We start from the raw sequence: 25709 nt of genomic DNA on the forward strand, positions 1-25709 counted from the left end.
CGCTCCGATCACCGTGCGGACGAGGCCGGGTAGTCACGATCGACGCCCGTCGCCAAATCGTCGCACGTGACGCACACCATATCTGCCTTGCGGGACAAATAGGTGCGCGCGCCTGAATCTCCTACGGCCTCCTGACATATCGAGGTCCAGTGCTTGTGCGCGAGCACAACCGGATGCCCGGGTGTGTTGTGGAACACAGCCCGTGCGAGGCCGCTCGGCGAGCCGAACGCGGCGGCGGTGACCCTGGCGACGACATCCGCGCCGACGTCCGGGGTATCCACCGGCATGATCGCGGCGAAGCGCGCCGGGGTGCGCGCGGCGGCGATCAGCCCGGCCCGCACGGACGCGCCGAGCCCGGTGGCCCAGTCCGCGGCCCACACGGATTGGACGCCCGGCGGAAGGTCGAGCGGGCGCGGATCGGGTCCGGTGGCGCCGAGGACCACGATCACCGGATCGCAGCCGCCGTCGCGCAGCGCGGCCACCGCGCCGCGCAGCCAGGCGCCGCCCTCGGCCAGTGCCTTCGGCCGTCCGTACCGGGTGCCTGCGCCCGCGGCGAGCACGATGCCCGCGCAGGCGGGCGGGGCGGCCGGGCGATCGGGTACAGCCATGGGTACGACGTTAGCCCGGAACCGCGGTGCGCGCGTGCCGGAACAGTGCTGCTCGGGGACCTGCGCGACCGCATTCATTGCGGCGACACGCCGAGGGTGATCTATCTCTTTCGGGTGGCGGCCGGGCGGGTCGTATTCGATGCTGGTCCGATGACAGACGACGAGGCGGGCCTCGCCGGGTTCCACGCGCTGCCCGAAGCGGCCGCCACCGAGGCATTGCTCGCGTGTTGCTCTTCGCCCGAATGGGCGCGGGTGCTGGTCGCGGGGCGGCCGTATCCGAGCGTCGACGCCCTGCTCGCGGCCGCGGACGCCGCCTTGGCGGACCTGCCCGAGGCGGAGATCGATCGAGCGCTCGCCGGGCATCCGCGGATCGGCGAGCGAGCGGACACGGCCGCCTCGGCGCGCGAGCAAGCGGGGGTCGCCACCGCCGACGACGCGGTACGGTCGGCGCTCGCGGCCGGGAACCGGGCCTACGAGGCGCGGTTCGGGCACATCTATCTGGTCTGTGCGAGCGGCAGATCGGGCGATGAGCTGCTCGCGATCCTGGCGGCGCGATTGGGCAACGATGCCGAGACCGAAAGGCGGGTCATGCGAACCGAACTGGCGAAGATCAATCGAATCCGGTTGCGCGCGTTGCCGGCGGCGACCCGATGAGCTCGTTGAGCACGCACGTGCTCGACGCGATGCGCGGCGCGCCCGCCGAGGACGTCGCGGTGACGCTGTATCGCGGTGCCGAGCAGCTGGATTCGGGCGTCACCGACGCGGACGGCCGGATCGGCGCACTGGGCGGCGCGCTGCCGGCGGGCGGCTATCGCCTGGTGTTCGCGACCGGTCCCTATTTCGCCGGGCAACAGGTCGACACCTTTTACCCCGAGGTCTCGGTGAGCTTCGAGGTCACCGCGGAGCGGCACTACCACGTCCCGTTGTTGCTGTCGCCGTTTGCCTTTTCCACCTATCGAGGGAGCTGAACCGAGCATGGAACTGACCGGGCCGATCGTGCTGTCCGACCACCGATACGGCAAGGCGGAGAACCGGATCGTCCGGATCTGGCGGCAGCACTCCCGCCACGAGATCCGCGACGTGAACGTGTCCACCGTGCTGCGTGGCGATTTCGCCGACGCCTACACCGCCGGTGATCAGCGCAAGGTGCTGCCGACCGATACGCAGAAGCAGACCGCCTACATTTACGCGAAACAGCCTGGGCTACAGACGATCGAGGACTACGCGCTGGCCCTGGCGGGGCATTTCGTCGACGACGTCGAGCCGGTGACCGGTGCGCGCATCGAGGTCGACGAGTACGCCTGGCAGCGGGTTTCGGTGGACGGCAAGGAACACGAGCACACCTGGGTCCGGCAGGGGCCGGAGGTGCGCACCGCGGCGGTCACGGTGGCGGGCACGGGCGCGAACCGGCAGGCCTGGGTGATCGGCGGGGTGAAGGATCTGACCATCCTGAAGTCGACCGGTTCGGAGTTCGCCGACTTCCTGACCGACGAATTCACCGTGCTGGCCCCGACGCACGACCGGATGCTGGCGACGTCGCTGGTCGTGGAATGGCGGTTCGCGGGGACGACCGGCATCGCCTGGGACGAGGTGTACGCGGGCATCCGGGCCCGGCTGGTCGAGACGTTCGCGACGCAGCACTCGAAGGCATTGCAGCAGACGCTGTTCGAGATGGGCAAGGCCGCGCTCGAGGCGTACCCCGTGCTGGCCGAGATCCGGCTCGCCGCGCCGAACAAGCACCATTTCGACTACGACCTGGCACGCTTCGGTATCGAGAACAACGGCGAGGTCTACCACGCCGCTGATCGTCCCTACGGCCTGATCCACGCGACCGTGCAGCGGGCCGACGCACCGGAGGCAGGACCCGCATGGACCCAGTGACCGTCATCGAGGGTTGCGCCGTCGCGACCGTCGACGCCGCAGGCACCGAATACCGCGACGGCTATGTGGTGTTGCGCGGCAACCGGATCGAGGCCGTCGGTGCGGGCGCGGCGCCGCCGCCGGACGGGGAGGTGCGGCGGATCGACGGTCGCGGCTGCCTGCTGACGCCCGGCCTGGTGAACACCCATCACCACCTCTACCAGTGGATCACCCGCGGCCTCGCCGCGGACCACACGCTGTTCGAGTGGCTCACCACCCTCTACCCCATCTGGGCGGGCATCGACGAGGAAGCGGTGCGGATCGCGGCGACCGGCGGGCTGGCCGCGCTGGCCAGGACCGGCTGCACCACAACGACGGATCATCACTATGTGTTCCCGCGCGCGGGCGGGGATCTGCTCGCCGCCGAGATCGCCGCGGCTGCCGAGGTGGGCCTGCGCTTCCATCCGTGCCGCGGCTCGATGGACCTGGGCGCCAGTTCCGGTGGGCTGCCGCCCGATCACGTGGTGCAGACGCTGGACGACATCCTGGCCGACAGCGCGGCGGCCATTGCCCGCCATCATGATTCGTCGTTCGACTCGATGCTGCGCATCGCGCTCGCCCCGTGCTCGCCGTTCTCGGTGACGCCCGAACTCCTGCGCGAATCGGCGGCATTGGCGCGCGAGGCCGGGGTGCGGCTGCACACTCATGTCGCGGAGACGATCGACGAGCAGGACTATTGCGCGGAAACCTTCGGCTGTACGCCCGCGCAGTACATGGAGCGGCTGGGCTGGGTGGGCGCCGACGTCTGGTGGGCGCACGCGATCCACCTGGACGACTCGGCGATCGAGACGATGGCGAAAACCGGTACCGGCGTGGCGCATTGCCCGACGTCGAACGCGCGGATCGGCGCGGGCATCGCCCGCACCGCCGATCTGGTGCGCGCGGGCGTGCCGGTGGGCCTCGGCGTGGACGGCGCGGCGAGCAACGAGTCCAGCTCGATGATCGAGGAGCCGCGCAATGCCCTGTTCTTCGCGCGCAACCGGGGCGGCCCGCGGGCGATGACCGTGCGAACGTCGTTGGCGCTGGCCACCATCGGCGGCGCGCGGGTGCTCGGCCGGGACGCCGAGATCGGCTCGATCGAACCGGGCAAGCTGGCTGATCTGGCGCTCTGGCGGCTGGACACCCCGGCGCACGCGGGCATCGACGATCCGGTGACCGCGCTCGTCCTCGGCTCGGCGCCGCCCCTCGCGGCGCTGATCGTGAACGGTCGTGAGGTGGTTCGCGACGGCAGGCTGCGCACCGTCGACGAGGAGACCGTCGGCCGCCGAGTGGCCAGGGCGCAGGCCGCATTGGTGGCCAAGGCGGGTTAGGGCTACGCGGCGAAGCACCGCATGCCGTGCCACAGCGCCGCCGCGGATCGCGCTCGATCATCGATCGGGCACCAATCCCCCTCCGGCTCCGTGGAATCGGCGGGCGCCCGCAAGGCGAGCAGGCTCATGATCTCGTGCAGGGTACTGCCGAGTTCGGCCGCATGCAGTTGCGCGACTTCATGATTCAGGCCGGCCGGATACAGGCCGCCGAGCACGATCATCTCGGCGAGCACCATGCCTGCCATCGCCTGATTCCGGCTGAGCCGCCGGTTGGTCGGCAGGTAGGACAGTATCCACGTGCCCCGGTCACGTTCGGGCAGATCGACCCGGAACGCGGCCTCGTGCGCGACATCGCTGGTGATGAGCCAGTCGGTGGCTCTGATCGCCATCGCGGGCCCCCTTTCGTCCGCCTTCGTCACATTGTTCAGGTGACGCCTCTCAGGGTGCCAGTTCTCTTCGGCGCGCCGCGATCCCAGCGGGCCGGGCGTTTTATCGGGTCGGCCGAATTACTTGACCTGGGAAAACGGCACTGCTACCAAGGAATTAATCACAATCAGCGTCTCGATTCTCCGGTTCCGGCGCACCCTGCCGGATCCATCGCGCGCGGGAGGGTGGCGGGATGGATCGATCCGGCCGAACCGAACGATGGCGTCCCGGCGGTAATTTGACCGCCGAGCAACGGCGGCGGCTGCGGGATCGGCTGGCCGATCTCGGGCTGACCGAAGTGCAACTGCTCGAACCGCTGGCCGCGGAGCTGCGCCAGCGCGGCTACCGGCCGCGAGCGGCCTGGCGCTATGCCAACGGGCTGACCCAGGCCGCGGTCGCCGAGCGCTACAACGAGGTGACCGACAGCGCCCGCGCGGCCATGAAGGCCAGCCGGATCTCCGAATACGAGGCGTGGCCGTTCGCCAGGGACGGCGCCGATCCCGACGACGAACACCACCGCCCCGGCGGCGCCCGCCCGACCATCCGGGTGCTGAAAAACCTTGCCGCCATTTACGGTACGGCCTGGGACCAGCTCGTCGACGTCGCGGATCTGGCGTACATGCCGCATACCGAACGGATGGAATACCACGAGGCGGTGGCCAGGCGATCCATCGGTCGGCAGCCGGTGCGCGCCGGTCGTGACCTGCCCGCGGAGGTGCCGCATTTCACCGGTCGCGAGGGGCCGAAAGCGCAACTGCGCGAGCGGGTTACCGCGCATCTGCGCAGCACGGCGGTGGCCGTGCACGTGATCGTCGGGCTCACCGGGATCGGCAAGACCGCGCTGGCCAGATACGCGGTCGCGGTGTTCGGCAAGCACTATCCCGACGGCACGCTCTGGATCGATCTACAGGGCTACACGCTCGGCCGCGAGCCGCGCGAACCGGCCGACGTGCTCGAACAGCTGCTGCTCCAGATCGGCGTGCCGCGCGAGACCATCGAGACGGATCTGGCCGGGCGGGCCAACCGCTGGCGCGCCGCGACCCGGCAGCGCCGGATGCTGATCGTGTTCGACAACGCGCTCGACAGCGCGCAGGTCAAACAGCTACTGCCGCAAGCCCCCGGCTGCTTCGTGCTGATCACCAGCCGCAGCAAGCTCACCGGGCTGGCCGAGGCGGTGCCGTTGCGCTTGGACGTGATGGAGTGGGCCGAGGCCGAGGAACTGCTGGTCAAACTCGGCAACCTGCGCGCGGGGTACGACCGGGACGCGGTGCGCCAGATCCTGCACACGGCAGGCCGATTGCCGCTGGCGATCCGGCTGATCGGCGGCCAGATCGCGCATCACGGCGAGGCCATGCTGGCCGACAGCGCGGCCGATATCGCGCAGCTGGCCGAGCGGATCAAACACGCGCCGGCGGACCGCACGAATGGTTCGGCGGCCGAACATCTTCTGGATCGGTTCGCCGCCGAGGACGAATCGCTGCGGGCGGCGTTCGAGATGTCCTATCAGCGATTGCCGGATGCCGGGCAGCAGCGCGCCGTCCGGCTGCTCGGCTGGTTTCCCGGTCCGGAGATCACCGCCGAGGCGATGGCGACCATGGCCGCGGTGCCGTTGCGCGACGGAAAGACGCTGGTGCGCAGGCTGTTCGAGGCGGGCTTCCTCGATCCGTCACCGGGCGGCCCCGGCGGGCCGCGGTATCGCATGCACGATCTGACCCGGCTGTGTGCGCGCCTGCACGCGGAGCGGGAGGACTCACCGGCGGAGTACGCCGCGGTGATCGACCGGCTCGTCGGCGACGGCCTCGCGGTGGCCCGTCGCGCCAATACCAACCAGGTCTTCGATCCCGCGGGCAGCGAACACCTTTCGAATCCCTCGGCGGACGCGGCCCGCGCGCGAGCCTGGCTCACCAGGGAACGCGAGCTGCTCGTCGGTTGCCTGCGCGACGCCGAACCCAGCTCGGCGGCAGCGGAATTGGCTACCAGGCTGGCCTCGCACCTGTCCGGCGTCGGGCACTGGTCGCTCGCGTTGCGGCTCTACGCGCGGGCGTTGGAGATCACCACCGAGATCGGCGATCGGCGCGCCCAAGCCTGGGCGCTGGTCGGCAAGGGGCGGGTCGATCGGCTCATCGGCCACCATGAGCAGGCGTGCACCGGCTTTCGGCTGGCCCGCAGGATCGCGCTCGAGTTGCGTGATCGGCAATGCCAGGCGGCCGTGCTGTGTGAGCTGGGGCAGACGGCACGGGTCACCGGCGACCACGCGGCGGCGCGGCGCTATTTCAGCGAGGCCCTCGGCATCGCGCGGGATATCGACGATCGGCCGACCGAATGCGACGCGCTGGACGGGCTCGCGCATGTCGAGCGCGCGTCGTCGGAATACCGTGCGGCCTGGAACTGTTCGGCGCAGGCGCTGGCCATCGCGGAGGCCATCGACGATCCGGTGCGGGTGGCCAGCGCGCAGTGGGGGTTCGCGGAGGTGATCCGGCGGCTCGGCGATCCGGAGGGGGCCGAGCGCCGGTATGCCGAGGCGCTGGAGATCGCCAGGGGACTGAATCATCAGAAACTGGAGGGGGATGCGCTGCGCGGGCTCGGGCACATCGAACGGCTGGTCGGCGAGCACGAGACCGCCCGCCGCTACTTCGACGACGCACTCGAGATCGCCCGCCGCATCCGCGATCGCTACGGCGAGGGCTGGACCCTGTGGGGGCTCGGCAATCTCGCGCGCAAGGCGGGCGACTACCCGGAAGCGCTCGCCCTGTTCCAGCTGGCCTACACCATCGCGGTGGAGATCAACGATCCGCTCGGGCAGGTCGACGCGCTGCGCGGGCTGGGGCACATCGATCGGCACTTCGGCCGCTTCGATGCCGCGCGCAGGTATTATCTCGAGTCGAAGGACGTCGCGCAGCGGATCTGCGACCCGCTCGGCCAGGCGGACGCGCTGCGCAGCCTGGCCGGCGTCGAGACGGCGACGGGCTCGGCGGCGCGGGCCGACGCCCTGCTGGCGCAGGCACTGGCGCTGTACGACGGCATCGGCCTGCAATTCGCGACCCAGGTGCGAGCGGAATTGCGGCCGGGCGACGGTGCGTAGGTCAGCCGCAGCGGCGGGCCGCCAGCAGGGCGAGAGTGTCCGCGCAGGCGCGCATTTCGCTGATCAAGACGTGGTGTTCGGTGTCGGGGGTCGCGCCACGCGGCCCGAACAGACAGCATTCGATGCCTGCCCGGCTCAGGTGAGTGGTGTCGTTGCCGCAGTAGGAGTAGGGCAGTGCCAGTCCGGTCTCCTCGACCCGGAAATCCGAGACCTGCGGCAGCAATTCGGTGAGGTCGCGGACCACCGAACAGTCGGCGGGCAGGTCCATCGGCGGCATATCGGTGCCGCCGACCCGGAATTGCGGATCCACCGGATGCTCCATGGTGATCCGCGCGTCCGGGAACATACCGCGGGCATGGTCCAACACGGCGTCGACCGCCTTGCCGACCTGGTGCGGCTCGTACGGCGGCGGATAGCGCAGGTCGATCAGCGCGGTGGCCTTGTCCGAGCAGTAGCTCACCCCGGACAGGTCGTGGCCCTCGCCGCGGCCCGCGATCAGGCTGGCCACCTGAAGCCTTGGCAGCGGCGGGAATTCGTGGTTGTGCAGGCCGAGCTCGGCGGTGTCGAGCAGATCGAGCACGCGACGCAGGATCGCGATCGCGTCGACGCCCTCGTGGTGCCTGCTGGTGTGCGCCGTGGTGCCGCGCACGACGACGGCGAACTTGTGCACGCCGGCGGTGCGGGTGATCACCCGGCGGACCGAATACGGCTCGGGGACCACGGCGGCGTCCGCGGTGAGGCCGCTGCGCAGCGCGTGGCGGGTGCCGACCCCGCCTTGTAACTCGCCGGCGACGAACTCGAGCAGTAACGGCCGATGCAGCGCAATACCGCTGCGGCGCACCGCGATCGCGGCACCGAGGATCGCCGCCAGGCCGCTCTTCATGTTGTGCAGGCCCGCGCCGTAGAGCCGGTCGCCGTCGCGGCGGGCGGCGAACGGCTCGCCGGGGAAGTCCCGGCCGAGCGGATCCATGTCGAGGTGACCGTTCAGCAGCAGTGCCGGAGTGCCGGTCTCGGGCCCGAGGCGCGCGACGGTCTGCAAACGGCCCGGCGCCACCTCCTGGTGGTAGGAGTGAATGTCGTTGCGGGCAAGGGTGTTCCGGACGTGGAAGGCCAGCGGCGTCTCCTGCCCGGTGAAGGACGGGACCGCGGTGAGCCCGGCGGCGAGCTGGACGAGTTCGTCGTCGGGCAGCAGCCGGGGCAGCTGGTCGGCGAGGGTCGTTGTGGAGCTATTCACGCTTTCTGAATCCGATCAGCAGGACATCGCGTAACCCGGCGCCCTCGGCGGGATCGGTCACCGTGATTGTCGTCGTGTAGTGCAGTACCCGCTCGTCGTCGAACACGTAGGAGTCGAGTGGTTGCTCGAGGACGAAGCTACACAGCTCCCGCTCCGGTTCGTGACGGTCGTAGAGGGCGGAACGGCCGCCGGTGATATTGGTCCGCCGGATCAGGTGCGCGGAGCCGGCGATGAGGCCGTCGCGGTGCTTGCCCTCCGGGGCCGGGTGGCCCGGCGCGATCAGCCGCATGTAGTGGGCGTCGACCAGGCAGTGCGGGGTGGTGACCGCGGACAACACGCCGTTGGCGGCGAGCAGCCGGGCCACCGCGGTGGCGATCTGCCTGGTCGGCTCGGTCGCGGGGTGGTCGGGCGGGATCAGTTTGAAGGCGCGTTCGATGTCACCCGCCACCGGGTTGACCTGCTTGGACTGCAGGTAGGGCGGCGGGTCGGCGATCGCGGTGAGCGCGTTCGCGCCGTCGTCGGCCAACCGAGCCAGCTCGAGGTCGAAGCATTGGTAGGCCCGCCGACGGTACTGCTCGCCGCCGGGCAGCCAGTGGTCGAGTTCGGTGTAGTCGCGGAACGTGCGGCGTAGGACGTGCAGGTCGCGCTCGGTGAGGGGGAAGTCGGCCGCCGTCATCATCCAGGAGGACGGTGCGTCCGCGGAGCGGGGCGCTGGCAACTCGTGGTCGGCAGTCGCCGCCCGCTGGTTGGCGTTTATCGGTGGCCCTTCCGCGTCGGGACATGCGCTGCCGACAGCGAGGCCGTCGATGGCGCACATCAGTGAGGGGGACGGTCCGCGTAGGCGTGGGAAATGTCACACAGACCGGGCCGCGATGCACATTTAATCCGGCGGCCGTCCGGTTGTCGAGTGTGTGACGTACTCGATCTGGCGTGTCGACAGCGCGCCGTGGACCGGGGCTCGGTGTGTTGTACCGAGATGGCGTGCGCGGCGGACGACCGCGCCGATTTCCAGTGCCTGCGCAGGGGCAGGGCAGAAATAGACCGGCAGGTATTAAATTGGCATTAGGCCAGTTCAGGGCCTATACGGAATAGTGGAACGGTGTCGCCTCTGACTGTCGGAGGCGCACAGAACGGACGTCGAGCGTCGCGGACCGCGCGGGAGTGGAAGCGATCGGTCGGACGTAGGCAGGTAACGGCCGCGCAATCTGGGCCGGAGTTGTGCAACATCGCGGCAACTCCTCGCTCCTAGGGTGGCCGGACACGGCAGTGGAGTGAGGTGAGACGTGGACCTGGACACGATCCGGGAGGTGGTGCCTGCGCGGGAACGCGCGGACCTGAGCGCGATCGGCGGTTCGTGCGCGGTGCTCGCGGGCGGGACCTTCCTCTTCTCCGAGCCGCAGCATCATCTGGACCGGCTGGTCGACATCACCGCGCTGGGCTGGCCCGCGCTCGCCGAGGTGCCGGACGGGCTGGAGATCGCCGCGACCTGCACCCTGGCCGAATTCGCCGGGTCGGTGCCCGGGCGTGAACTCGGCGCTTCGGTGTTGCGCGAAGAGTGGCCGGGGACAAGGCTGTTCGCGCAGGGATGCCGCGCATTGCTGGCGTCGCACAAGATTTGGCGGACCGCGACGGTCGGCGGCAACATCTGCTCGGCCCTGCCCGCCGGTGGGGTGCTCGGCGCGCTGATCGCGCTCGACGGTGTCGCGCTGGTGTGGTGTGCGGACGGTGCGGATCGCCGGATTCCGTTGCGCGAGTTCGTGCTCGGACCCGGTCGCACCGTGCTGCGGCCCGGTGAGGTGCTGCGCTCGATCACCGTGCCGAGGTCGAGCCTGCTGGCCCGCACCAGTTTCCGGAAGGTCGCGCTGGCACCGCTCGGACGGTCCGGATCCGTGGTGATGGGGCGGCGCGATCCGGATGGGCGTTGCGCGGTCACGGTCACCGCCGCCACCGAGCGCCCGGTGGTGCTGGATTTCGCGGTGGCGCCCAGCGATGCCGAGATCGGTGTGGCGATCGGCGGGCTGGATCCGTCGCTGTGGTTCGACGACCCGCACGGTGCGCCCGACTGGCGCCGCCACGTCACCGGTGTGCTCGCTCGTGAAGTGGCCGCCGAGCTGCGGGCCGCGGATCGGGCGCGACGATGAGGTTCGAGGTCGACGGCAGACCCGTCGAAGCCGACCCGCGCCCGGGACAATGCTTACGCACCCTGCTCCGCGAGCAAGGCGCGCTGTCGGTCAAAAAGGGGTGTGACACAGGGGATTGCGGCGCCTGCTCGGTGCAGGTCGACGGAATGACCGTGCACTCCTGCCTGATTCCCGCCCATCGTGCCGCCGATCGGACGATCACCACCGCCGCCGGACTCGGTACCGCCGAGGAGCCGCATCCGGTGCAGCGCCGATTCGTCGAGCACGCCGCCTTCCAATGCGGGTTCTGCACGGCGGGAATGGTGGTGACCGCGGCCGGGCTCGGCTGCGGAGAATCTGCGCGTGCATCGTCGGCTGTGCCGTGTGCTGCTGCCGGTGCAACCGCGCACCCGGGGGGCGAAGCGACCGCGGTGCCGGAGGGCGGTCGCTCCGTTGCCGAGCTGGCCGAGTTGATGAAGGGAAACCTGTGCCGTTGCACCGGGTATCGGTCGATCGCCGAGGCACTGACCTCGGGATCGGCCGATGGTGCGGGCAGGCACGGCGCGGTTGCCGACGAAACGCGCTCGGGCAGGGGCGGATCGGGTGCGGCGATCGAGGGCCGAGCCGGTAGCGGCGTGGGTGCGCCCGCAGGGCCGCGGATCGTGCGCGGGATGGAGCCGTTCACCTTCGATATCCGACCCGGTGCCGACGGTCCGGCCGGCCTGGACGCGAGTTCGCCTGACGAGCCGGAGATTTCGCCGCCTACCGCACCGCTGCACATCGCGGTGCTGCCGAGCCCGCATGCGCACGCGCACATCGTGTCCATCGATACCGCGGCCGCCGAGGCGCTGCCCGGCGTGCACGCGGTGCTCACCTATGCCGATGCCCCGGACGTGGCGTTTTCCACCGCGCGCCACGAATTGCGGGCCGACGACCCGGACGACACCTACGTGCTCGATCGGACGGTGCGGTTCGTCGGGCAGCGCGTCGCGGCGGTGGTCGCGGACACTGCGGCGGCGGCGCGCGCGGGCTGCCGTGCCTTGCGCGTCGAGTACGCGGTGCTGCCCGCCGTGTTCGATCCGGCCGAGGCGTTGACGCCGGACGCGCCGAAACTGCACGGCGGGAAACCGGATTCGGCGCGCATCGCCGACGTCGATCGCAATTTGATCGCCGAGCTGCACGGCGAGGTCGGCGATGTCACCGCCGGTCTCGCCGCGGCGGCGAAAGTGGTGCGCGGCGTGTGGCATTCGCCCCGCGGCCAGCACGTGCACCTGGAGACCCACGGCGGCATCGGCTGGCTCGACGCGGACGGCCGGCTGGTCATCCGGTGTAGCACCCAGGTGCCGTTCCTGGTGCGGGACGAGCTGTGCCAGGTGTTCGGGCTGCGTCGCGACCGGGTCCGGGTGTTCGCCACCCGGGTCGGCGGCGGATTCGGCGCCAAGCAGGAGATGCTGGCCGAGGACCTGATCGCGCTGGCGGTGCTGCGGACCGGGCGGCCGGTGCAGTACGAATTCACCCGCGCCGACGAATTCGCCTCGGCCACCTGCCGTCATCCGATGCGGGTCGAGGTGACCGCGGGGGCGGACGCGCACGGCGTGCTGACCGCGCTGGCCATCGAGGTGCTGGCCGACGCGGGCGCGTACGGAAACCACAGCGCCGGCGTGCTGTTCCACGGCGTCGGGGAATCGGTCGGCGTCTACCGCTGCGCGAACAAGCGGGTGGACGCGCAGGCGGTCTACACCAACAACATTCCCTCCGGCGCGTTCCGCGGCTACGGCCTCGGGCAGGTGATCTTCGGGATCGAGTCCGCGCTCGACGATCTGGCGCGCGAGCTCGGCCTCGACCCGTTCGAATTCCGGCGGCGCAACGTGGTGGTGCCCGGCGACGAGTTCGTCGGCGCCGAGGTGGACGCCAGCGACCTGTCGTTCGGCAGCTACGGCCTCGATCAGTGCATCGACCTGGCCGAACGAGCGCTGTTGCGCGGCAACGAGATACCGAGCCCCGGAGCCGAGTGGCGGGTCGGCACCGGGATGGCGGTGGCGATGATCGCGACCATCCCGCCGCGCGGGCACGCCGCGGACGCCACGATCACCCTCCTGCCCGACGGCCGGTACGAACTCAGGGTCGGCACCGCCGAGTTCGGCAACGGCACCACCACCGTGCACGCCCAGCTCGCGGCCTCCGCGCTGGAGACCGACGCGGCGCGCATCGTGATCCGGCAGTCCGACACCGATCTGATCGGGCACGACACCGGCGCGTTCGGTTCCACCGGAATCGTGGTGGCGGGCAAGGCGACCTACACGGCCGCGCTCGAACTGCGCAGGCTGCTGCTGGCCCGCGCGGCGAAGCTGGCCGGGCTGCCCGAGCGCGACGGCGTGCTCCTGCCGGACGGAGTTCGCTGCGGCGACCAGGTATTCGGCGTCACCGAGCTGCTGGCCGACGGCGACCTGATCGCGCACGGCGAGCACTCGGGCACCCCGCGCTCGGTGAGCTTCAACGTGCACGCCTTCCGGGTCGCCGTGCACCTCGACACCGGCGCGATCCGCATCCTGCAGTCGATCCAGGCCGCCGACGCCGGGACCGTGCTCAATCCGGTGCAGTGCCGCGGGCAGGTGGAGGGTGGCGTCGCGCAGGCGATCGGGACGGCGCTCTACGAGGACATGCGCAGCGAAGCGGGCGCGGTCACCACGCAGTCGCTGCGGCACTATCACATCCCGCAGTTCGCCGACGTTCCGCGCACCGAGGTGTACTTCGCCGACACCGACGACGCGTTCGGCCCGCTCGGCGCGAAGTCGATGAGTGAATCCCCGTACAACCCGGTCGCCCCCGCGCTGGCGAACGCGATACGGGATGCTGTCGGGGTGCGGCCGGATCGGCTGCCGATGACCGCCGACAAGATCTGGCGGGCCATGCAGGAAGGAGACACCAGGTGAGCCAGCGTCGCGAGCCTCAGGACCGGAGGAGCCAGCTTGCGTAACCAGGGAGGTCCAGCCAACGACGCGGTGCGGACGCAGCTGCCGGAGAGTGTCCGGGCGGGCATCGATGCCATGCTCGACGCGGTCGACGCCCAGTTGCGCGCGAACTACCCGGGGCCGGACGGACGAGCACAGCCGATCCACACCGCGTATGTGCCTGCCGACCGCATCGCCGAGGACACGCCGCAGGTCTGGGGCGCCGCCGCGATCGAACTGCTGGACCGGCACGCGGATCTGCTCGCCGAGCTGGACACGACCGGTTCGCTGCCCGAGGTGCGTCGGCGGCTGGAGCGCGACCCGATCCAGGATCTGCGGATCGACTTCGAGGACGGCTACGGCTTCCGCTCCGACGCGGAGGAGGACGCGGCGGCCCGTGCGGCCGGCGCGGTGCTGGCGACCTGGGCGTACACGCCGTACCGCCCGCAGAGCTACGGCATCCGGACCAAGGGGCTGGCGGTCAGCGAGCGCAACCGCACGCTGCGCACCCTCGAACTGGTGCTGGCCGCGATGGTCGACGTGCCACCGGGTTTCGTCTTCACCGTGCCCAAGATCCGCGCGGCCGAACAGGTTCCGCCGCTGGTTGCGCTGTGCGAGGGACTGGAGCGCGGCTACGGCCTGGCCGCGGGCACGCTGCGCTTCGAGTTGCAGATCGAGAGCCCGCAGGCGATCATCGCCGCCGACGGCACCGCGCCGATCGCCCGGATGATCGGACTGGCCGACGGCCGGTGCAGCGCTTTGCATTTCGGCACCTACGACTACACCGCCGCGTGCGGCGTCGCCGCTCCGGACCAGGCCCTCGATCACCCGGCCGCGGATTACGCGAAGGCGGTCATGCAGGTGGCCGCGGCGCAGACCGGCGTCTGGGTGTGCGACGGCTCGACCCAGATCGTGCCCGACACCGACCCGGAAGTGGCGCTGCGCAATCACCACCGCCTGGTCGGCCGGTCGCTGCAACGCGGCTACTACCAGGGCTGGGACATGCACCCCGGTCATCTGATCACCCGCTGGCTGGCCACCTACGACTTCTTCCGCCAGGCGATCGACGTGGCGGTCCCACGCTTGCAGGCCTACCTCGACCGTCGCTCGGGCGGCGTGCTGGACGAGCCCGCCACCGCGGAAGCCCTGGCGGCCACCGTTCTACGCGGCCTGGAGTGCGGCGCGCGGACCGCGGAGGACCTCGCCGCCCGTGCGCCCGAATTGTCGCCGGCCGTATTGCGCGCGCTGGTCACGCGTTCGCCGATTCCCCAGGAGGTGCGGTCGTGAGCGACCGGGAAGAGTTCACCCTGCTGCCCGATCTCGCCGTCCGCCCGCTCGGCGGCTCGGTGATCTGGGCGAACGACGAATTCTTCGCGGAGAAGGAGAATTTGATCAACCCGGGTCCGGCCGAGTATCAGCCGTCCACCTTCGGCCACAAGGGCCAGGTCTATGACGGCTGGGAGACCCGCAGGCATCGCGGCAGGCCCGGCGACGACTCGGCCATCGTGCGGCTCGGCGTGCCCGGCGTGATTCGCGGCGTCGTGGTGGATACCGCCTGGTTCAAGGGCAATTATCCGCCGGCGGTTTCCCTGGCCGCGCTGGAGATCGACGACTATCCGACCGCGGAAAGCATTGCCGCACGCGATGACTGGGAGACGCTGATCGATCGGGCGCCGGTCGAGGGGGACAGCGCCAACCAGTTCGCCGTGGCCAGCGAACGGCGGTGGACCCACGTCAAGCTCACCATGCATCCCGACGGCGGCGTGGCCCGGCTGCGCGTGCACGGCGAGGGCAGCCCCGATCCCCGCCTGCTCGGCCTCGGACCGCTCGACCTGGCCGCGCTGGAAAACGGTGCGCTGGTGATCGATTGCTCGAACCGCTTCTACAGCTCGCCGAACCAACTGCTGTATCCCGGACTGGCCAGGAAGATGGGCGACGGCTGGGAGACCGCCCGCCGCCGCGACGACGGCAACGACTGGGTGCGGGTCCGGCTCGCCGGGCCCGGCCTGATCCGGCTCGCCGAGATCGACACCTCCTACTTCCTCGGCAACAGCCCGGGCGCGGCGCGGCTCACCGGCCGCACCAACGACGGCACCGAACTCGAATTGCTGCCGCGCACCGAGCTTTTGCCCGACACCAGGCATCAGTTCGCGATCGCGCCGATGGCGGCCTCGGTGGAGGAGGTGCGCCTGGACATCTATCCCGACGGCGGCCTGGCCCGGCTGCGCCTCTACGGAGAACTCGGCGGATGAGCGAACCCTACGAGCCCGCCCGCGAATTCATCGGGTACGGCCGCACGCCGCCCGACCCGCGATGGCCGGGTGGCGCGCGGATCGCCGTGCAGTTCGTGCTGAACTACGAGGAGGGCGGCGAGAACAATGTCCTCGACGGCGACCCGGCCTCGGAGACCTTTCTCTCGGAAATGACACCGGCCGAGGCCTTTCCGAACCGGCACATGAGCATGGAGTCGCTCTACGAGTACGGCTCCCGCGCCGGGCTGTGGCGCGTGCTGCGTGCGTTCGAACGCCGCGGCCTGCCGCTGACCATCTTCGCCGTCGCGCACGCGATGCAGCGAAACCCGGAGGCCGTGGCGGCTTTTCGCGAACTCGGCCACGAGATCGCCAGCCACGGCCTGCGCTGGAAGTCCTACCAGCTCACCGACCGGGACACCGAGCGGGCGGACATGGCCGAGGCGGTGCGCCTGCTCACCGAACTCACCGGCGCCGCACCGCTCGGCTGGTACACCGGCCGGGACTCGCCGAACACCCGCGAGCTGGTGGTCGAGCACGGCGGCTTCGTCTACGACTCCGACTCCTACGCCGACGACCTGCCCTACTGGGTCACCGTGCGCGGCCACGACCACCTGGTGGTGCCCTACACCCTGGACACCAACGACATGCGCTTCGCGTCCTCCGCCGGGTTCCCCACCGGCGAGCAGTTCTTCGCGCACCTGCGCGACGCGTTCGACGTGCTGTATCGCGAAGGCGCGGAAGGCAGTCCGAAGATGCTGTCGATCGGCCTGCACTGCCGCATCGTCGGCCGCCCGGCCAGAATCGCCGCGCTGGAACGGTTCCTGGACCACGTCCAGTCCCACGATCGGGTCTGGATCACCCGCCGCATCGACATCGCCGAACACTGGCGCGCGGTCCATCCGGCGAAGAACGCCTGAACCTCGGCCGACTCGATTGAGCGACAACACAATTCGGGTCGTGCAAGTCGACGACGGGTCGACTATGTTCGGCCGTCTACCCGAAGCACGAGGAGTTCTGAATGTCCTTTTTACGTGGGATCGTCGCCGGCGCCGTCATCGGTGCGGCAACCCTGATCGGCGCGGGCGCGGCTACCGCGGCTCCGCTCACGCTCGAGCCCGCCGCCCCGGCCGCCGAGCCGGTGGCCAAGGATTGCACCGGGGTGATCCACCCCCTCGCCCAGCTGACCTGCACGCTCAGCAGCCTGTCCGGCTAGCCCGGGACGGCGCGGCCGGTCGGCGAGACCCGGCCGCGCACGTCAGGGGGATCAGCCGAACAAATTGCGCACGAACGGCACCGAGTCCGGCAGCGACGCGTTCACCGTGCCGCTGTGGTCCTCGGGGTAGGTGTGCAGTTGCACCGGCTGCCCGTTCGCCTTCAGCACCGCGGCGAACCGCAGCGTCTCCGGCGTGATCACGTCGGTGTCGCGCAGCCCTTGGCCGAGGAACAGCGGCTTGTCGTAGCCGGACTCGGGCAGCCCGAGGTAGCGGCCCAGCAGCCCGTGCAGGTCGGGAATCTGGCTGAGCGGCTTGGTGAACAGATTGCCGACGATCACACCCTGCGCCGCGAGTTCGTCGCCCAGCGGAACCAGGCACTGCTCCCGCGCCTTCGCCAACCACGTACGGCCCGCGTCGGTCAGGTAGGACTCGATGTTCAGCTCGGGGTACGTGGTGCGCAATCCGTTGAGGATGTAGAGCACGTAGCCGGTCGTGTGCGGGCTGAGCTTCACCGGCGGCACTCCGGGACCGAGCGGCACCAGGATGTCCTCGATATAGGCCGGTGTGCCGGTGCCGACCGCGCCGCGATAGTCGAGCGCCGAACCGCCGAACTCGGTGGCGTAGCGCGCCGTGAAGACCGCGGCACCCGCGCCCTGCGACTGCCCGACGACCGCCCACTTCTTCGACAGCGACGAATACTGCTCGGTGGCCGCCTTGACCGCGTCGACGACGTTGTGCGCCTCCACGACGCCGTTGAGGTAGGGATGCTCGCCCGGGGTGCCGAGCCCGGCGTAATCGGCGGCCACGATCGCGTAGCCCTGCTGTAGCCACGTGCCGAGGTAGGCCCAGTCCCGCTCGACCGCGCCCGGCCCGGCGACGCTGTACGCGCAGTCGTCACCGAGGCCGACGGTGCCGTGCGCCCAGGCGATGACCGGCCAGCCGCCCGCGGGCGGCGCGCCCGGCGGGAAATAGACCGCCGCGCTCGCCGTCGTCGGCACGTCGTTCGCCGTGGTCGAGCTGTACAGAATGCGGGACGAATTCACCGAGCCGGGCAGCGTCGCGGCCGGGGCCAGCGGTGCGACCGACACGACGGTGCCCGTGGGCGCGCCCGACGCGGCGGGCAGATTCAGTAGGGCTGCGGTGCAGGCGAGGGTGAACGCGGCGGCGATGACCGATGTCCGCATAGGTGGATCTCCTGTCCGGGTGCGCGTGGCGCCGGATGCTTCTCCAGCGGAAGCCGGGCGCACGTCCAAGTTCGGATTCGCCCCAGTCTGCCCGAACCACCGCCCGTCGCTCACGTGCGGGTGGCGTGGCCCACACAATCGGCACCCGCCCGTACTTGTGAACGTCCTCACAACCCGGAATGGATGGCCCGGCGGTCGGCCGACACGCGGCGGATGTCTAACAGTACGGGCGTTACGCTAAAACCGCATGTCAGGGCTACTTGCCGGTAGGTTCCACCTTTGCAATTTGCTCGCAAATTTCGCAGAGTTAGCAAACGGGGATCGAAACCTAGCTTAGATTCACATTAGCAACAGGTAGACGGCCATTTCGCATTGTGCAATCGTGTGGAAGTACACCCCATGGGCCTAGCAAGCCTGCAAATTGCCGCTCCAGCAGTTCGAGCTGTTTTACCGCTCGGCCGTGGGGCAATCGACTTAAAACGAGGAAGTGGAGTCAGAGATGTCGAACGCCGGCACCCCGAAGACCGCTGCGGAAATCCAGCAGGACTGGGACACCAACCCCCGCTGGAAGGGCGTCACCCGTAACTACACCGCCGAGCAGGTGTCGAAGCTCCAGGGCACCGTCGTCGAAGAGGCCACCCTTGCTCGCCGCGGTTCGGAGATCCTCTGGGATCTCGTGAACAACGAGGACTACATCAACTCCCTGGGCGCCCTCACCGGCAACCAGGCGGTCCAGCAGGTCCGCGCCGGCCTGAAGGCCATCTACCTGTCCGGCTGGCAGGTCGCTGGTGACGCGAACCTGTCCGGTCACACCTACCCGGACCAGAGCCTCTACCCGGCCAACTCGGTGCCGAGCGTCGTGCGCCGGATCAACAACGCGCTGCTGCGCGCCGACGAGATCGCCAAGGTCGAGGGTGACGACTCGGTCAAGAACTGGCTCGCCCCCATCGTCGCCGACGCCGAGGCCGGCTTCGGTGGCGCGCTGAACGCCTACGAGCTGCAGAAGGCCATGATCGCGGCCGGCGCCGCGGGCGTGCACTGGGAAGACCAGCTCGCCTCGGAGAAGAAGTGTGGCCACCTCGGTGGCAAGGTGCTGATCCCGACCCAGCAGCACATCCGCACGCTGACCTCCGCGCGTCTGGCCGCCGATGTCGCCGACGTGCCGTCGGTGATCATCGCCCGCACCGACGCCGAGGCCGCCACCCTGATCACCTCGGACGTGGACGAGCGCGACCGGGAGTTCCTGGACGGCACCCGCACCGCCGAGGGCTTCTTCGGCGTGAAGAACGGCATCGAGCCCTGCATCGCGCGGGCCAAGGCCTACGCCCCCTACGCCGACCTGATCTGGATGGAGACCGGCGTGCCGGACCTCGAGGTCGCGCGCAAGTTCGCCGAGTCGGTGCGCAGCGAGTTCCCGGACCAGCTGCTGGCCTACAACTGCTCGCCGTCCTTCAACTGGAAGGCCCACCTGGACGACGCGACCATCGCGAAGTTCCAGCGTGAGCTCGGCGCGATGGGCTTCAAGTTCCAGTTCATCACGCTGGCCGGCTTCCACTCGCTCAACTACGGCATGTTCGACCTGGCCTACGGCTACGCCCGCGAGGGCATGACCGCCTTCGTCGACCTGCAGGAGCGCGAGTTCAAGGCCGCTTCCGAGCGTGGCTTCACCGCGATCAAGCACCAGCGTGAGGTCGGTGCCGGCTACTTCGACACCATCGCCACCACCGTTGACCCGAACACGTCCACCGCGGCGCTGAAGGGCTCGACCGAAGAAGGCCAGTTCCACTGAGCCACTCGTGATTCGCCAAGGGAATGAGGTTCCCGACGTGAATACCGATAGCCCCCAGTAGGGGTGTACCGCCCTCCCCGCTGAACAGCCCCAGCGGGGAGGGCATCCCTATACCTTGGACCATCGAGGGGCCGCTCACACCAGAGCCCACCCCTCCAGCCACCGACTAGCCAGACCAACAGCAGGAGCGGGACGTGAGCAGCGAGAAGATTCAACGCGTCGGCATCATCGGTGCCGGACAGATGGGTGCCGGAATCGCGGAGGTGTGTGCCCGGGCGCACGTCGACGTGCTCGTCTTCGAACAGACCCGGGAATTGGCCGCCGCGGGTCGTTCGCGCATCCTGCGCTCGCTCGACCGCGGTGTCAGCAGCGGCAAGATCACCGAGCGGGAACGCGAGCAGGCCGCCTGGCGGCTGCGGTTCACCTCCGACCTCAACGACTTCGCCGACCGCCAGCTGGTGGTCGAGGCGGTGCTCGAGGACGAGAAGGTGAAGACCGCCATCTTCGCCGAGCTGGACAAGGTCGTCACCGACCCCGAGGCCGTGCTGGCCTCCAACACCTCCTCCATCCCGATCATGAAGATCGCGGTCGCCACCACCCAGCCCGAGCGCGTGGTCGGCATGCACTTCTTCAACCCGGTGCCGGTGCTGCCGCTGGTCGAGCTGGTCACCACGCTGAAGACCAGCGAGGCGGTGTCCAAGCGGGCCGAGGCGTTCGCCGGCGACGTGCTGGACAAGCAGGTCGTCCGCTCGGCCGACCGCTCCGGTTTCGTGGTCAACGCGCTGCTGGTGCCGTACCTGCTCTCGGCCATCCGGATGGTCGAGTCCGGCTTCGCCACCAAGGACGACGTCGACAAGGCGATGGTCCTGGGCTGCGCGCACCCGATGGGGCCGCTCGCGCTCACCGACCTGGTCGGCCTGGACACGGTCAAGTCGATCGCCGACTCGATGTACCAGGAGTTCAAGGAGCCGCTGTACTCCGCTCCGCCGCTGCTCATGCGCATGGTCGAGGCCGGGTTGCTCGGCAAGAAGACCGGCGCGGGTTTCTACCAGTACAACCGGGCCTGAGCTCGTTTCGATTCAACCCAGGCGCTATAGCGTGCGGCGTCCATTGGTTCCGGTGGGCGCCGCACAGCCATCGAAGGGAGCAGCGCGCTCATGGTGAACGTGACCGACGGCTACGGGTCGAGCATTCTCGGCTACCCGCGGATCGGGCCGCATCGAGAACTCAAGCGGGCACTCGAGGCCTATTGGCGCGGTGCGATTCCCCGCGCCGAATTGCTCGCGGTGGGTCGTGACATTCAAGACCGGCAGTTCAACGAACTCGCCGCCACCGGGCTGACCCAGGTCCCCGGCAATACCTTCTCCTTCTACGACCACGTGCTCGACAACGCGCTGCTGTTCGGGGCGGTGCCGAAGCGGTTCGAGCAGTACCGGGACGAGCTGGACCCACTCGACTTCTATTTCCTGATGGCGCGCGGCAATCCGGACGTGCCGCCGCTGGAACTGGTGCGGTTCTTCGGCACCAACTATCACTACCGGCAGCCGGAATTGGATGCCGACACCGAATTCTCGCTGCATCCCGAGGCGCTGCTGGACGAATTCGACCGGGCCAAGGAGCGCGGCATCGAGCTGCGCCCGGTGGTGCTCGGTCCGCTGTCGCTGCTGCTGCTGTCCAAGGCCGGGCAGGTCCCGGGCCAGGACGAGTTCGACACGCTGAAGCTGCTCGACAAGCTGCTCCCCGCGTATGAGCAGCTGTTCGAGATCCTGGCCAAGCGCGGCTCGACCTGCGTGCAGCTGGACGAGCCCGCGTTCACCAGCGAGCGCTCGGCCGACGAGCTGGCCGCGTTCGAGGCCGCCTACCAACGGCTGTCCAAGGCCCCGCTGCGGCCGCGGATGCTCGTCACGGGTCAGTACGGCGATTTCGGTGAGGCGCTGCGGATCCTGGCGGCCAGCAATGTCGAGGCCATCGGCCTCGACCTGGCCAGCTACCGGATCTCGCCGGAGGTCCTGGCGGAGATCCCGGGGATCCGCCGCAAGCGGCTCTACGCCGGGGTGATCAGCGGCCAGAACGTCTGGCGGGCCGACCGGCACGTCACGCTGGAGTACCTGAACCGGCTCGCGCAGGTGTGCCCGGACCTGGTCGTCTCCACCGGCACCACGCTGCTGCACGTGCCCTACGACCTGCTCATCGAGTACGACATCCCCGGCAACGTGGCCGACCGGCTCGCCTTCGCGAAACAGAAGGTGGGCGAGGTGGTTTCGCTGGCCAAGGCGCTCACCGACGGCCCGTCGGAGAGCTGGCGCAAGCGGCCGACCGAGGTGCACTTCAAGCAGAAGCACGCGGTGCGGCAACGGGTGTACGCGGTCACGCCGAAGATGCGTGAGCGGGAACCGTACGCGGTGCGCCGGGCGGCGCAGCAGGCCAGGTTGAACCTGCCGCCGGTCCCCGCGACCACGCTCGGCTCGTTCCCGCAGACCGGCAAGATCCGGCAGGCGCGCTACGAGCTCGGGCAGGGCCGGTTGTCCTTCGACGACTACAAGAAGCGGATCGAAGCCGAGATCGAGGCGACCATCCGGCTGCAGGAAGACATCGGTCTCGACGTGCTGGTGCACGGCGAGCACGAGCGCAACGACATGATCCAGTACTTCGCCGAGCTGCTGGACGGCTTCGCGACCACGCACTTCGGCTGGGTGCAGGTGTACGGGTCCCGCTGCGTGCGGCCGCCGATCATCTACGGCGACGTGTCCAGGCCCGCGCCGATGTCGGTGGAATGGATCAGCTACGCCCAGTCGCTGACCGACAAGCCGGTCAAGGGCATGGTCACCGGGCCGGTCACCATGCTCGCCCGTTCGTTCGTCCGCCAGGACCAGCCGCTGCACGAGACCGCGGACCAGGTGGCCCTGGCCATCCGCGACGAGCTGGCCGACCTGGAGAAGGCGGGCATCGCGATCATCCAGGTCGACGAGCCCGCGCTGCGGGAGATGCTGCCGCTGCGCCCGGCGGGACGGGCGGAGTACCTGCGCTGGGCGGTCGGTGCGTTCCGGCTGGCCACGTCCGGGGTCAAGCCGGAAACCCAGATCCACACGCACATCGGGTATTCCGGACGGGCCGAGGTGGTCGAGGCGATCGAGGAGCTGGACTGCGACGTCACCGCGATCGTGGCGACCCGCTCGATCGAATGGGTGGTGAAGGCGCTCGCGGCGGACAGCGGCACCGATCACGGACTCACCCACGGTGTCGGCCCCGGCGTGTACGAAAGCCGCTCGGCGCGCATCCCGGACATCGATGAGCTGGACGAATTGCTCACCGCCGCAGCCGAAGCCATCACCCCGGAACGACTATGGGCGAATCCGGACGGTGGCCTGAAGACGCGGCACTACTGGCAGCTGGAGCCGTCGCTGCGCAATCTGGTCGCCGCGGCGCGCCGGGTGCGCAGGCGCGCGCTGGCCGGCGAGTAGCCGAACTGCGTTGGCCGCCCTCGGTTTTCGCCGGGGCGGCCAACGCGGGGAATCGGTGGTCATGCCCTGATGTGGCGCGCCGTGACGTAACCCACTATCGACCTCGCGGTCCGAAGGCGAGGAATACGCGAGGTTGCGGTAGAGTTACCAGAGGCAAGCGTTGATCTTCACGCTCCCTCTCGATCCGTCGTGGATGTCTTACCTTTCGCGTCGGCGCCTCAGCTGGGTGTCATAACACCGAACGCACGGACCACAATCCTGCGCAGCGCTGGGGTACACCCCCCGATGCCTGGAAGGCACACCCACCACATATGACCACCCCTGTTGTTTCGAGCCCTGCCGCCACCACGTCGTTCGCCGCGCTCGGCGTCGGCGCGAAGCTGGTCGGCGCCCTCACCGCGAGCGGCATCACGGCTCCGTTCCCCATCCAGGCGGCCACGCTGCCCGACACCCTCGCCGGTCGCGACGTGCTCGCCCGCGGCAAGACGGGTAGCGGCAAGACGCTCGCCTTCTCCATCCCCATGGTCGACCGCCTGGCCGGCGGCGATCGGCGCCCCGGCGGCAGGCCGCGCGGCCTGATCCTCGCGCCGACCCGCGAGCTGGCCACCCAGATCGCCACCGCGCTGGAGCCGATGGCCACCGCGGCCGGGCTGGCCGTGACCACCATCATGGGCGGCGTCTCCCAGCACCGGCAGGCCAAGGCCTTCGCGGCCGGCGTCGACATCGTCGTCGCCTGCCCCGGCCGGCTCGAGGACCTGATGCGTCAGCGCGTGGTTTCGCTGCAAGACGTGCAGATCACCGTGCTGGACGAGGCCGACCACATGGCCGACCTCGGCTTCCTGCCCGCGGTGACCCGCATCCTCGCGGCCACCCCGAGCGGCGGCCAGCGGCTGCTGTTCTCCGCGACGCTGGACAACGGCGTGAACAAGCTGGTCAAGCAGTTCATGCGCAATCCGGCGACGCACTCCGTGGACACGGCGGACTCGCCGGTGGCCGCGATGACCCACCACGTCTTCGAGGTGGGCGGTGTCGAGGCCAAGCGCGTCCTGGTCGAGACGCTGGCCGCCGGATCCGGTCGCCGGATCCTGTTCATGCGCACCAAGCACCAGGCGCGCAAGCTGGCCAAGCAGCTGACCACCGCGGGCATTCCCGCGACGGACCTGCACGGCAATCTGTCCCAGGTCGCCCGCGACCGCAACCTCGCCGCGTTCAGCAACGGTACGGCCCGGGTGCTCGTTGCCACCGATATCGCGGCGCGCGGCGTGCACGTCGACGACGTCGAGCTGGTCGTGCACGTCGACCCGCCGGCCGAGCACAAGGCGTACCTGCACCGCTCCGGTCGTACCGCGCGTGCGGGCAGCGCCGGTGATGTCGTCACCGTCGTGCTGCCCGAGCAGCGGCGCGACGTCGCGGCCCTGCTGCGCAAGGCGAACATCACGGTCGCGTCCCAGCGGGTGACCGCCGATTCGGCGCCGGTGACGGCGCTGGTCGGCACCATCGCGCCGCGGGTCGCGCCGAGCGCGACGCCGGTGGCGTCGAATGCCGACGGCCAGGGCAACCGGAATCGGCGGGGCGGTGGCGAGCGCCGGTACGGCGCGCCTGCCGGGCAGGCGCGTGGTCGTGGCGAGCGTGGACCGCGTGACGGTGCCGCCGCCGGTGGCCAGCCGCGCACCCGCAATGCGCGGGGCACGGACGACGCGTCGCGCGGTGCCGCCGGTGGCCAGCCGCGCCGCGGCGGCCGCGGTGACGTTGCGGGCGGGCCGTCGCGTAGCCGAAATGGGCACGGCACCAACGGGTCTGCCGCACACAGCTTCGATGCCGCCGGTCGTGGCGCGACTCGCTCCGCGCGGGGCGGTGCGCCGCGCACCCGCGCGACCCGCGAGCAGGCGCCCGCCGCGCGGGCCGGGCGTTCCTGAGTTCACCAGCTGAAAGATCGAGGCCGTCGTCCCATTACGGGAAGGCGGCCTTTTTCAGTGCGAGGAAGAATCGCCATGGGGTCGTGCCGATCACCGTTGGTGTGGGTCACCACGGTGCGTTCGCCGTCTCGGCTGCCCATGGCCCAGGTCCTGGAGCCCATGGTGGCTTCGGCCAGTCTGTAAACCGTTGGGCCGCCAGGTAGTTCCGGCTCGAAGACACCCAGGCCGGATCGGGTGTCGGC

The 25709-nt window shown here is 69.9% G+C and carries 20 protein-coding genes; 15 read left to right on the forward strand and 5 right to left on the reverse strand.

The features are described 5' to 3' along the window. Positions 1-8: 8 nt before the first annotated feature. A complete protein-coding gene (locus ACFQ9K_RS19855; RefSeq protein WP_378719495.1) occupies positions 9-608 on the reverse strand; it encodes an NTP transferase domain-containing protein in 600 nt (199 codons plus the stop codon). A gap of 150 nt (positions 609-758) precedes the next feature. Here ACFQ9K_RS19855 and uraD point away from each other — a divergent pair, with 150 nt between their 5' ends. The 4 genes from uraD to ACFQ9K_RS19875 are packed head-to-tail and all read left to right on the forward strand — an operon-like array spanning position 759 to position 3838. Next, entirely contained in the window at positions 759-1262 is a 504-nt protein-coding gene (uraD, locus tag ACFQ9K_RS19860; RefSeq protein ID WP_378719493.1) for a 2-oxo-4-hydroxy-4-carboxy-5-ureidoimidazoline decarboxylase, read from the forward strand. Beyond that, positions 1259-1576 carry a hydroxyisourate hydrolase gene (gene uraH, locus ACFQ9K_RS19865; protein ID WP_378719491.1) on the forward strand — a complete coding sequence of 106 codons (318 nt, stop codon included), beginning with the start codon at positions 1259-1261 and terminating at the stop codon, positions 1574-1576. The genes uraD and uraH overlap by 4 nt, the downstream gene beginning before the upstream one ends. 7 nt (positions 1577-1583) lie before the next feature. After that, positions 1584-2489, forward strand: a complete 906-nt coding sequence (gene pucL, locus ACFQ9K_RS19870; protein WP_378719489.1) for a factor-independent urate hydroxylase — start codon at positions 1584-1586, stop codon at positions 2487-2489. Continuing rightward, the gene (locus tag ACFQ9K_RS19875; protein ID WP_378719487.1) at positions 2477-3838 is read left to right on the forward strand and encodes an 8-oxoguanine deaminase; all 1362 of its coding nucleotides are present in this window, start codon (positions 2477-2479) and stop codon (positions 3836-3838) included. Before pucL ends, ACFQ9K_RS19875 begins: the two co-directional genes overlap by 13 nt. Positions 3839-3840: 2 nt before the next feature. Here ACFQ9K_RS19875 and ACFQ9K_RS19880 read toward each other — a convergent pair whose 3' ends face one another. After that, positions 3841-4227, reverse strand: coding sequence for a hypothetical protein (locus ACFQ9K_RS19880; RefSeq protein ID WP_378719485.1), 387 nt, complete (start codon positions 4225-4227; stop codon positions 3841-3843). A 230-nt stretch (positions 4228-4457) separates the two neighbouring features. Between ACFQ9K_RS19880 and ACFQ9K_RS19885 the strand changes: the two genes are divergently transcribed. Next, positions 4458-7346 carry a tetratricopeptide repeat protein gene (locus tag ACFQ9K_RS19885; protein ID WP_378719484.1) on the forward strand — a complete coding sequence of 963 codons (2889 nt, stop codon included), beginning with the start codon at positions 4458-4460 and terminating at the stop codon, positions 7344-7346. A 1-nt stretch (position 7347) separates the two neighbouring features. Here ACFQ9K_RS19885 and ACFQ9K_RS19890 read toward each other — a convergent pair whose 3' ends face one another. After that, the gene (locus ACFQ9K_RS19890) at positions 7348-8580 is read right to left on the reverse strand and encodes a M20 family metallopeptidase (protein ID WP_378719482.1); all 1233 of its coding nucleotides are present in this window, start codon (positions 8578-8580) and stop codon (positions 7348-7350) included. After that, positions 8573-9259: a 2OG-Fe dioxygenase family protein gene (locus ACFQ9K_RS19895; RefSeq protein WP_378719480.1), complete on the reverse strand. Its 687-nt coding sequence runs from the start codon at positions 9257-9259 to the stop codon at positions 8573-8575. Before ACFQ9K_RS19895 ends, ACFQ9K_RS19890 begins: the two co-directional genes overlap by 8 nt. A gap of 604 nt (positions 9260-9863) precedes the next feature. Here ACFQ9K_RS19895 and ACFQ9K_RS19900 point away from each other — a divergent pair. The 6 genes from ACFQ9K_RS19900 to ACFQ9K_RS19925 all read left to right on the forward strand — a co-directional run bounded on the left by ACFQ9K_RS19900 (position 9864) and on the right by ACFQ9K_RS19925 (position 17116). Then, entirely contained in the window at positions 9864-10721 is an 858-nt protein-coding gene (locus tag ACFQ9K_RS19900; protein ID WP_378719479.1) for an FAD binding domain-containing protein, read from the forward strand. Continuing rightward, a complete protein-coding gene (locus ACFQ9K_RS19905) occupies positions 10718-13633 on the forward strand; it encodes a molybdopterin-dependent oxidoreductase (protein WP_378719477.1) in 2916 nt (971 codons plus the stop codon). Before ACFQ9K_RS19900 ends, ACFQ9K_RS19905 begins: the two co-directional genes overlap by 4 nt. Before the next feature lie 114 nt (positions 13634-13747). Next, positions 13748-14938 carry a DUF6986 family protein gene (locus tag ACFQ9K_RS19910; protein ID WP_378719531.1) on the forward strand — a complete coding sequence of 397 codons (1191 nt, stop codon included), beginning with the start codon at positions 13748-13750 and terminating at the stop codon, positions 14936-14938. Then, positions 14935-15903 carry an allantoicase gene (gene alc / locus ACFQ9K_RS19915; protein WP_378719475.1) on the forward strand — a complete coding sequence of 323 codons (969 nt, stop codon included), beginning with the start codon at positions 14935-14937 and terminating at the stop codon, positions 15901-15903. Before ACFQ9K_RS19910 ends, alc begins: the two co-directional genes overlap by 4 nt. After that, positions 15900-16820, forward strand: a complete 921-nt coding sequence (puuE, locus tag ACFQ9K_RS19920) for an allantoinase PuuE (protein WP_378719472.1) — start codon at positions 15900-15902, stop codon at positions 16818-16820. The genes alc and puuE overlap by 4 nt, the downstream gene beginning before the upstream one ends. 101 nt (positions 16821-16921) lie before the next feature. Next, a complete protein-coding gene (locus tag ACFQ9K_RS19925; protein ID WP_378719471.1) occupies positions 16922-17116 on the forward strand; it encodes a hypothetical protein in 195 nt (64 codons plus the stop codon). A gap of 51 nt (positions 17117-17167) precedes the next feature. On the opposite strand, the gene ACFQ9K_RS19930 is transcribed toward ACFQ9K_RS19925, so the two are convergent. After that, positions 17168-18301: an alpha/beta hydrolase family protein gene (locus tag ACFQ9K_RS19930; protein WP_378720062.1), complete on the reverse strand. Its 1134-nt coding sequence runs from the start codon at positions 18299-18301 to the stop codon at positions 17168-17170. Between the two features lie 499 nt (positions 18302-18800). Here ACFQ9K_RS19930 and aceA point away from each other — a divergent pair, with 499 nt between their 5' ends. The 4 genes from aceA (at position 18801) to ACFQ9K_RS19950 (ending at position 25467) form a co-directional block, all read left to right on the forward strand. Continuing rightward, positions 18801-20090, forward strand: coding sequence for an isocitrate lyase (gene aceA / locus ACFQ9K_RS19935; protein WP_014988628.1), 1290 nt, complete (start codon positions 18801-18803; stop codon positions 20088-20090). Positions 20091-20284: 194 nt separating this feature from the next. Continuing rightward, complete coding sequence (locus ACFQ9K_RS19940; RefSeq protein ID WP_150399891.1) at positions 20285-21157, forward strand: 3-hydroxybutyryl-CoA dehydrogenase; 873 nt, start codon at positions 20285-20287, stop codon at positions 21155-21157. A gap of 90 nt (positions 21158-21247) precedes the next feature. Further along, a complete protein-coding gene (gene metE, locus ACFQ9K_RS19945) occupies positions 21248-23551 on the forward strand; it encodes a 5-methyltetrahydropteroyltriglutamate--homocysteine S-methyltransferase (protein ID WP_378720059.1) in 2304 nt (767 codons plus the stop codon). 311 nt (positions 23552-23862) lie between these two features. Beyond that, complete coding sequence (locus tag ACFQ9K_RS19950; protein ID WP_378720057.1) at positions 23863-25467, forward strand: DEAD/DEAH box helicase; 1605 nt, start codon at positions 23863-23865, stop codon at positions 25465-25467. Positions 25468-25709: the final 242 nt, after the last annotated feature.

The sequence above is a fragment of the Nocardia sp. NPDC056564 genome (assembly GCF_042793755.1).
Taxonomy (GTDB): Bacteria; Actinomycetota; Actinomycetes; order Mycobacteriales; family Mycobacteriaceae; genus Nocardia.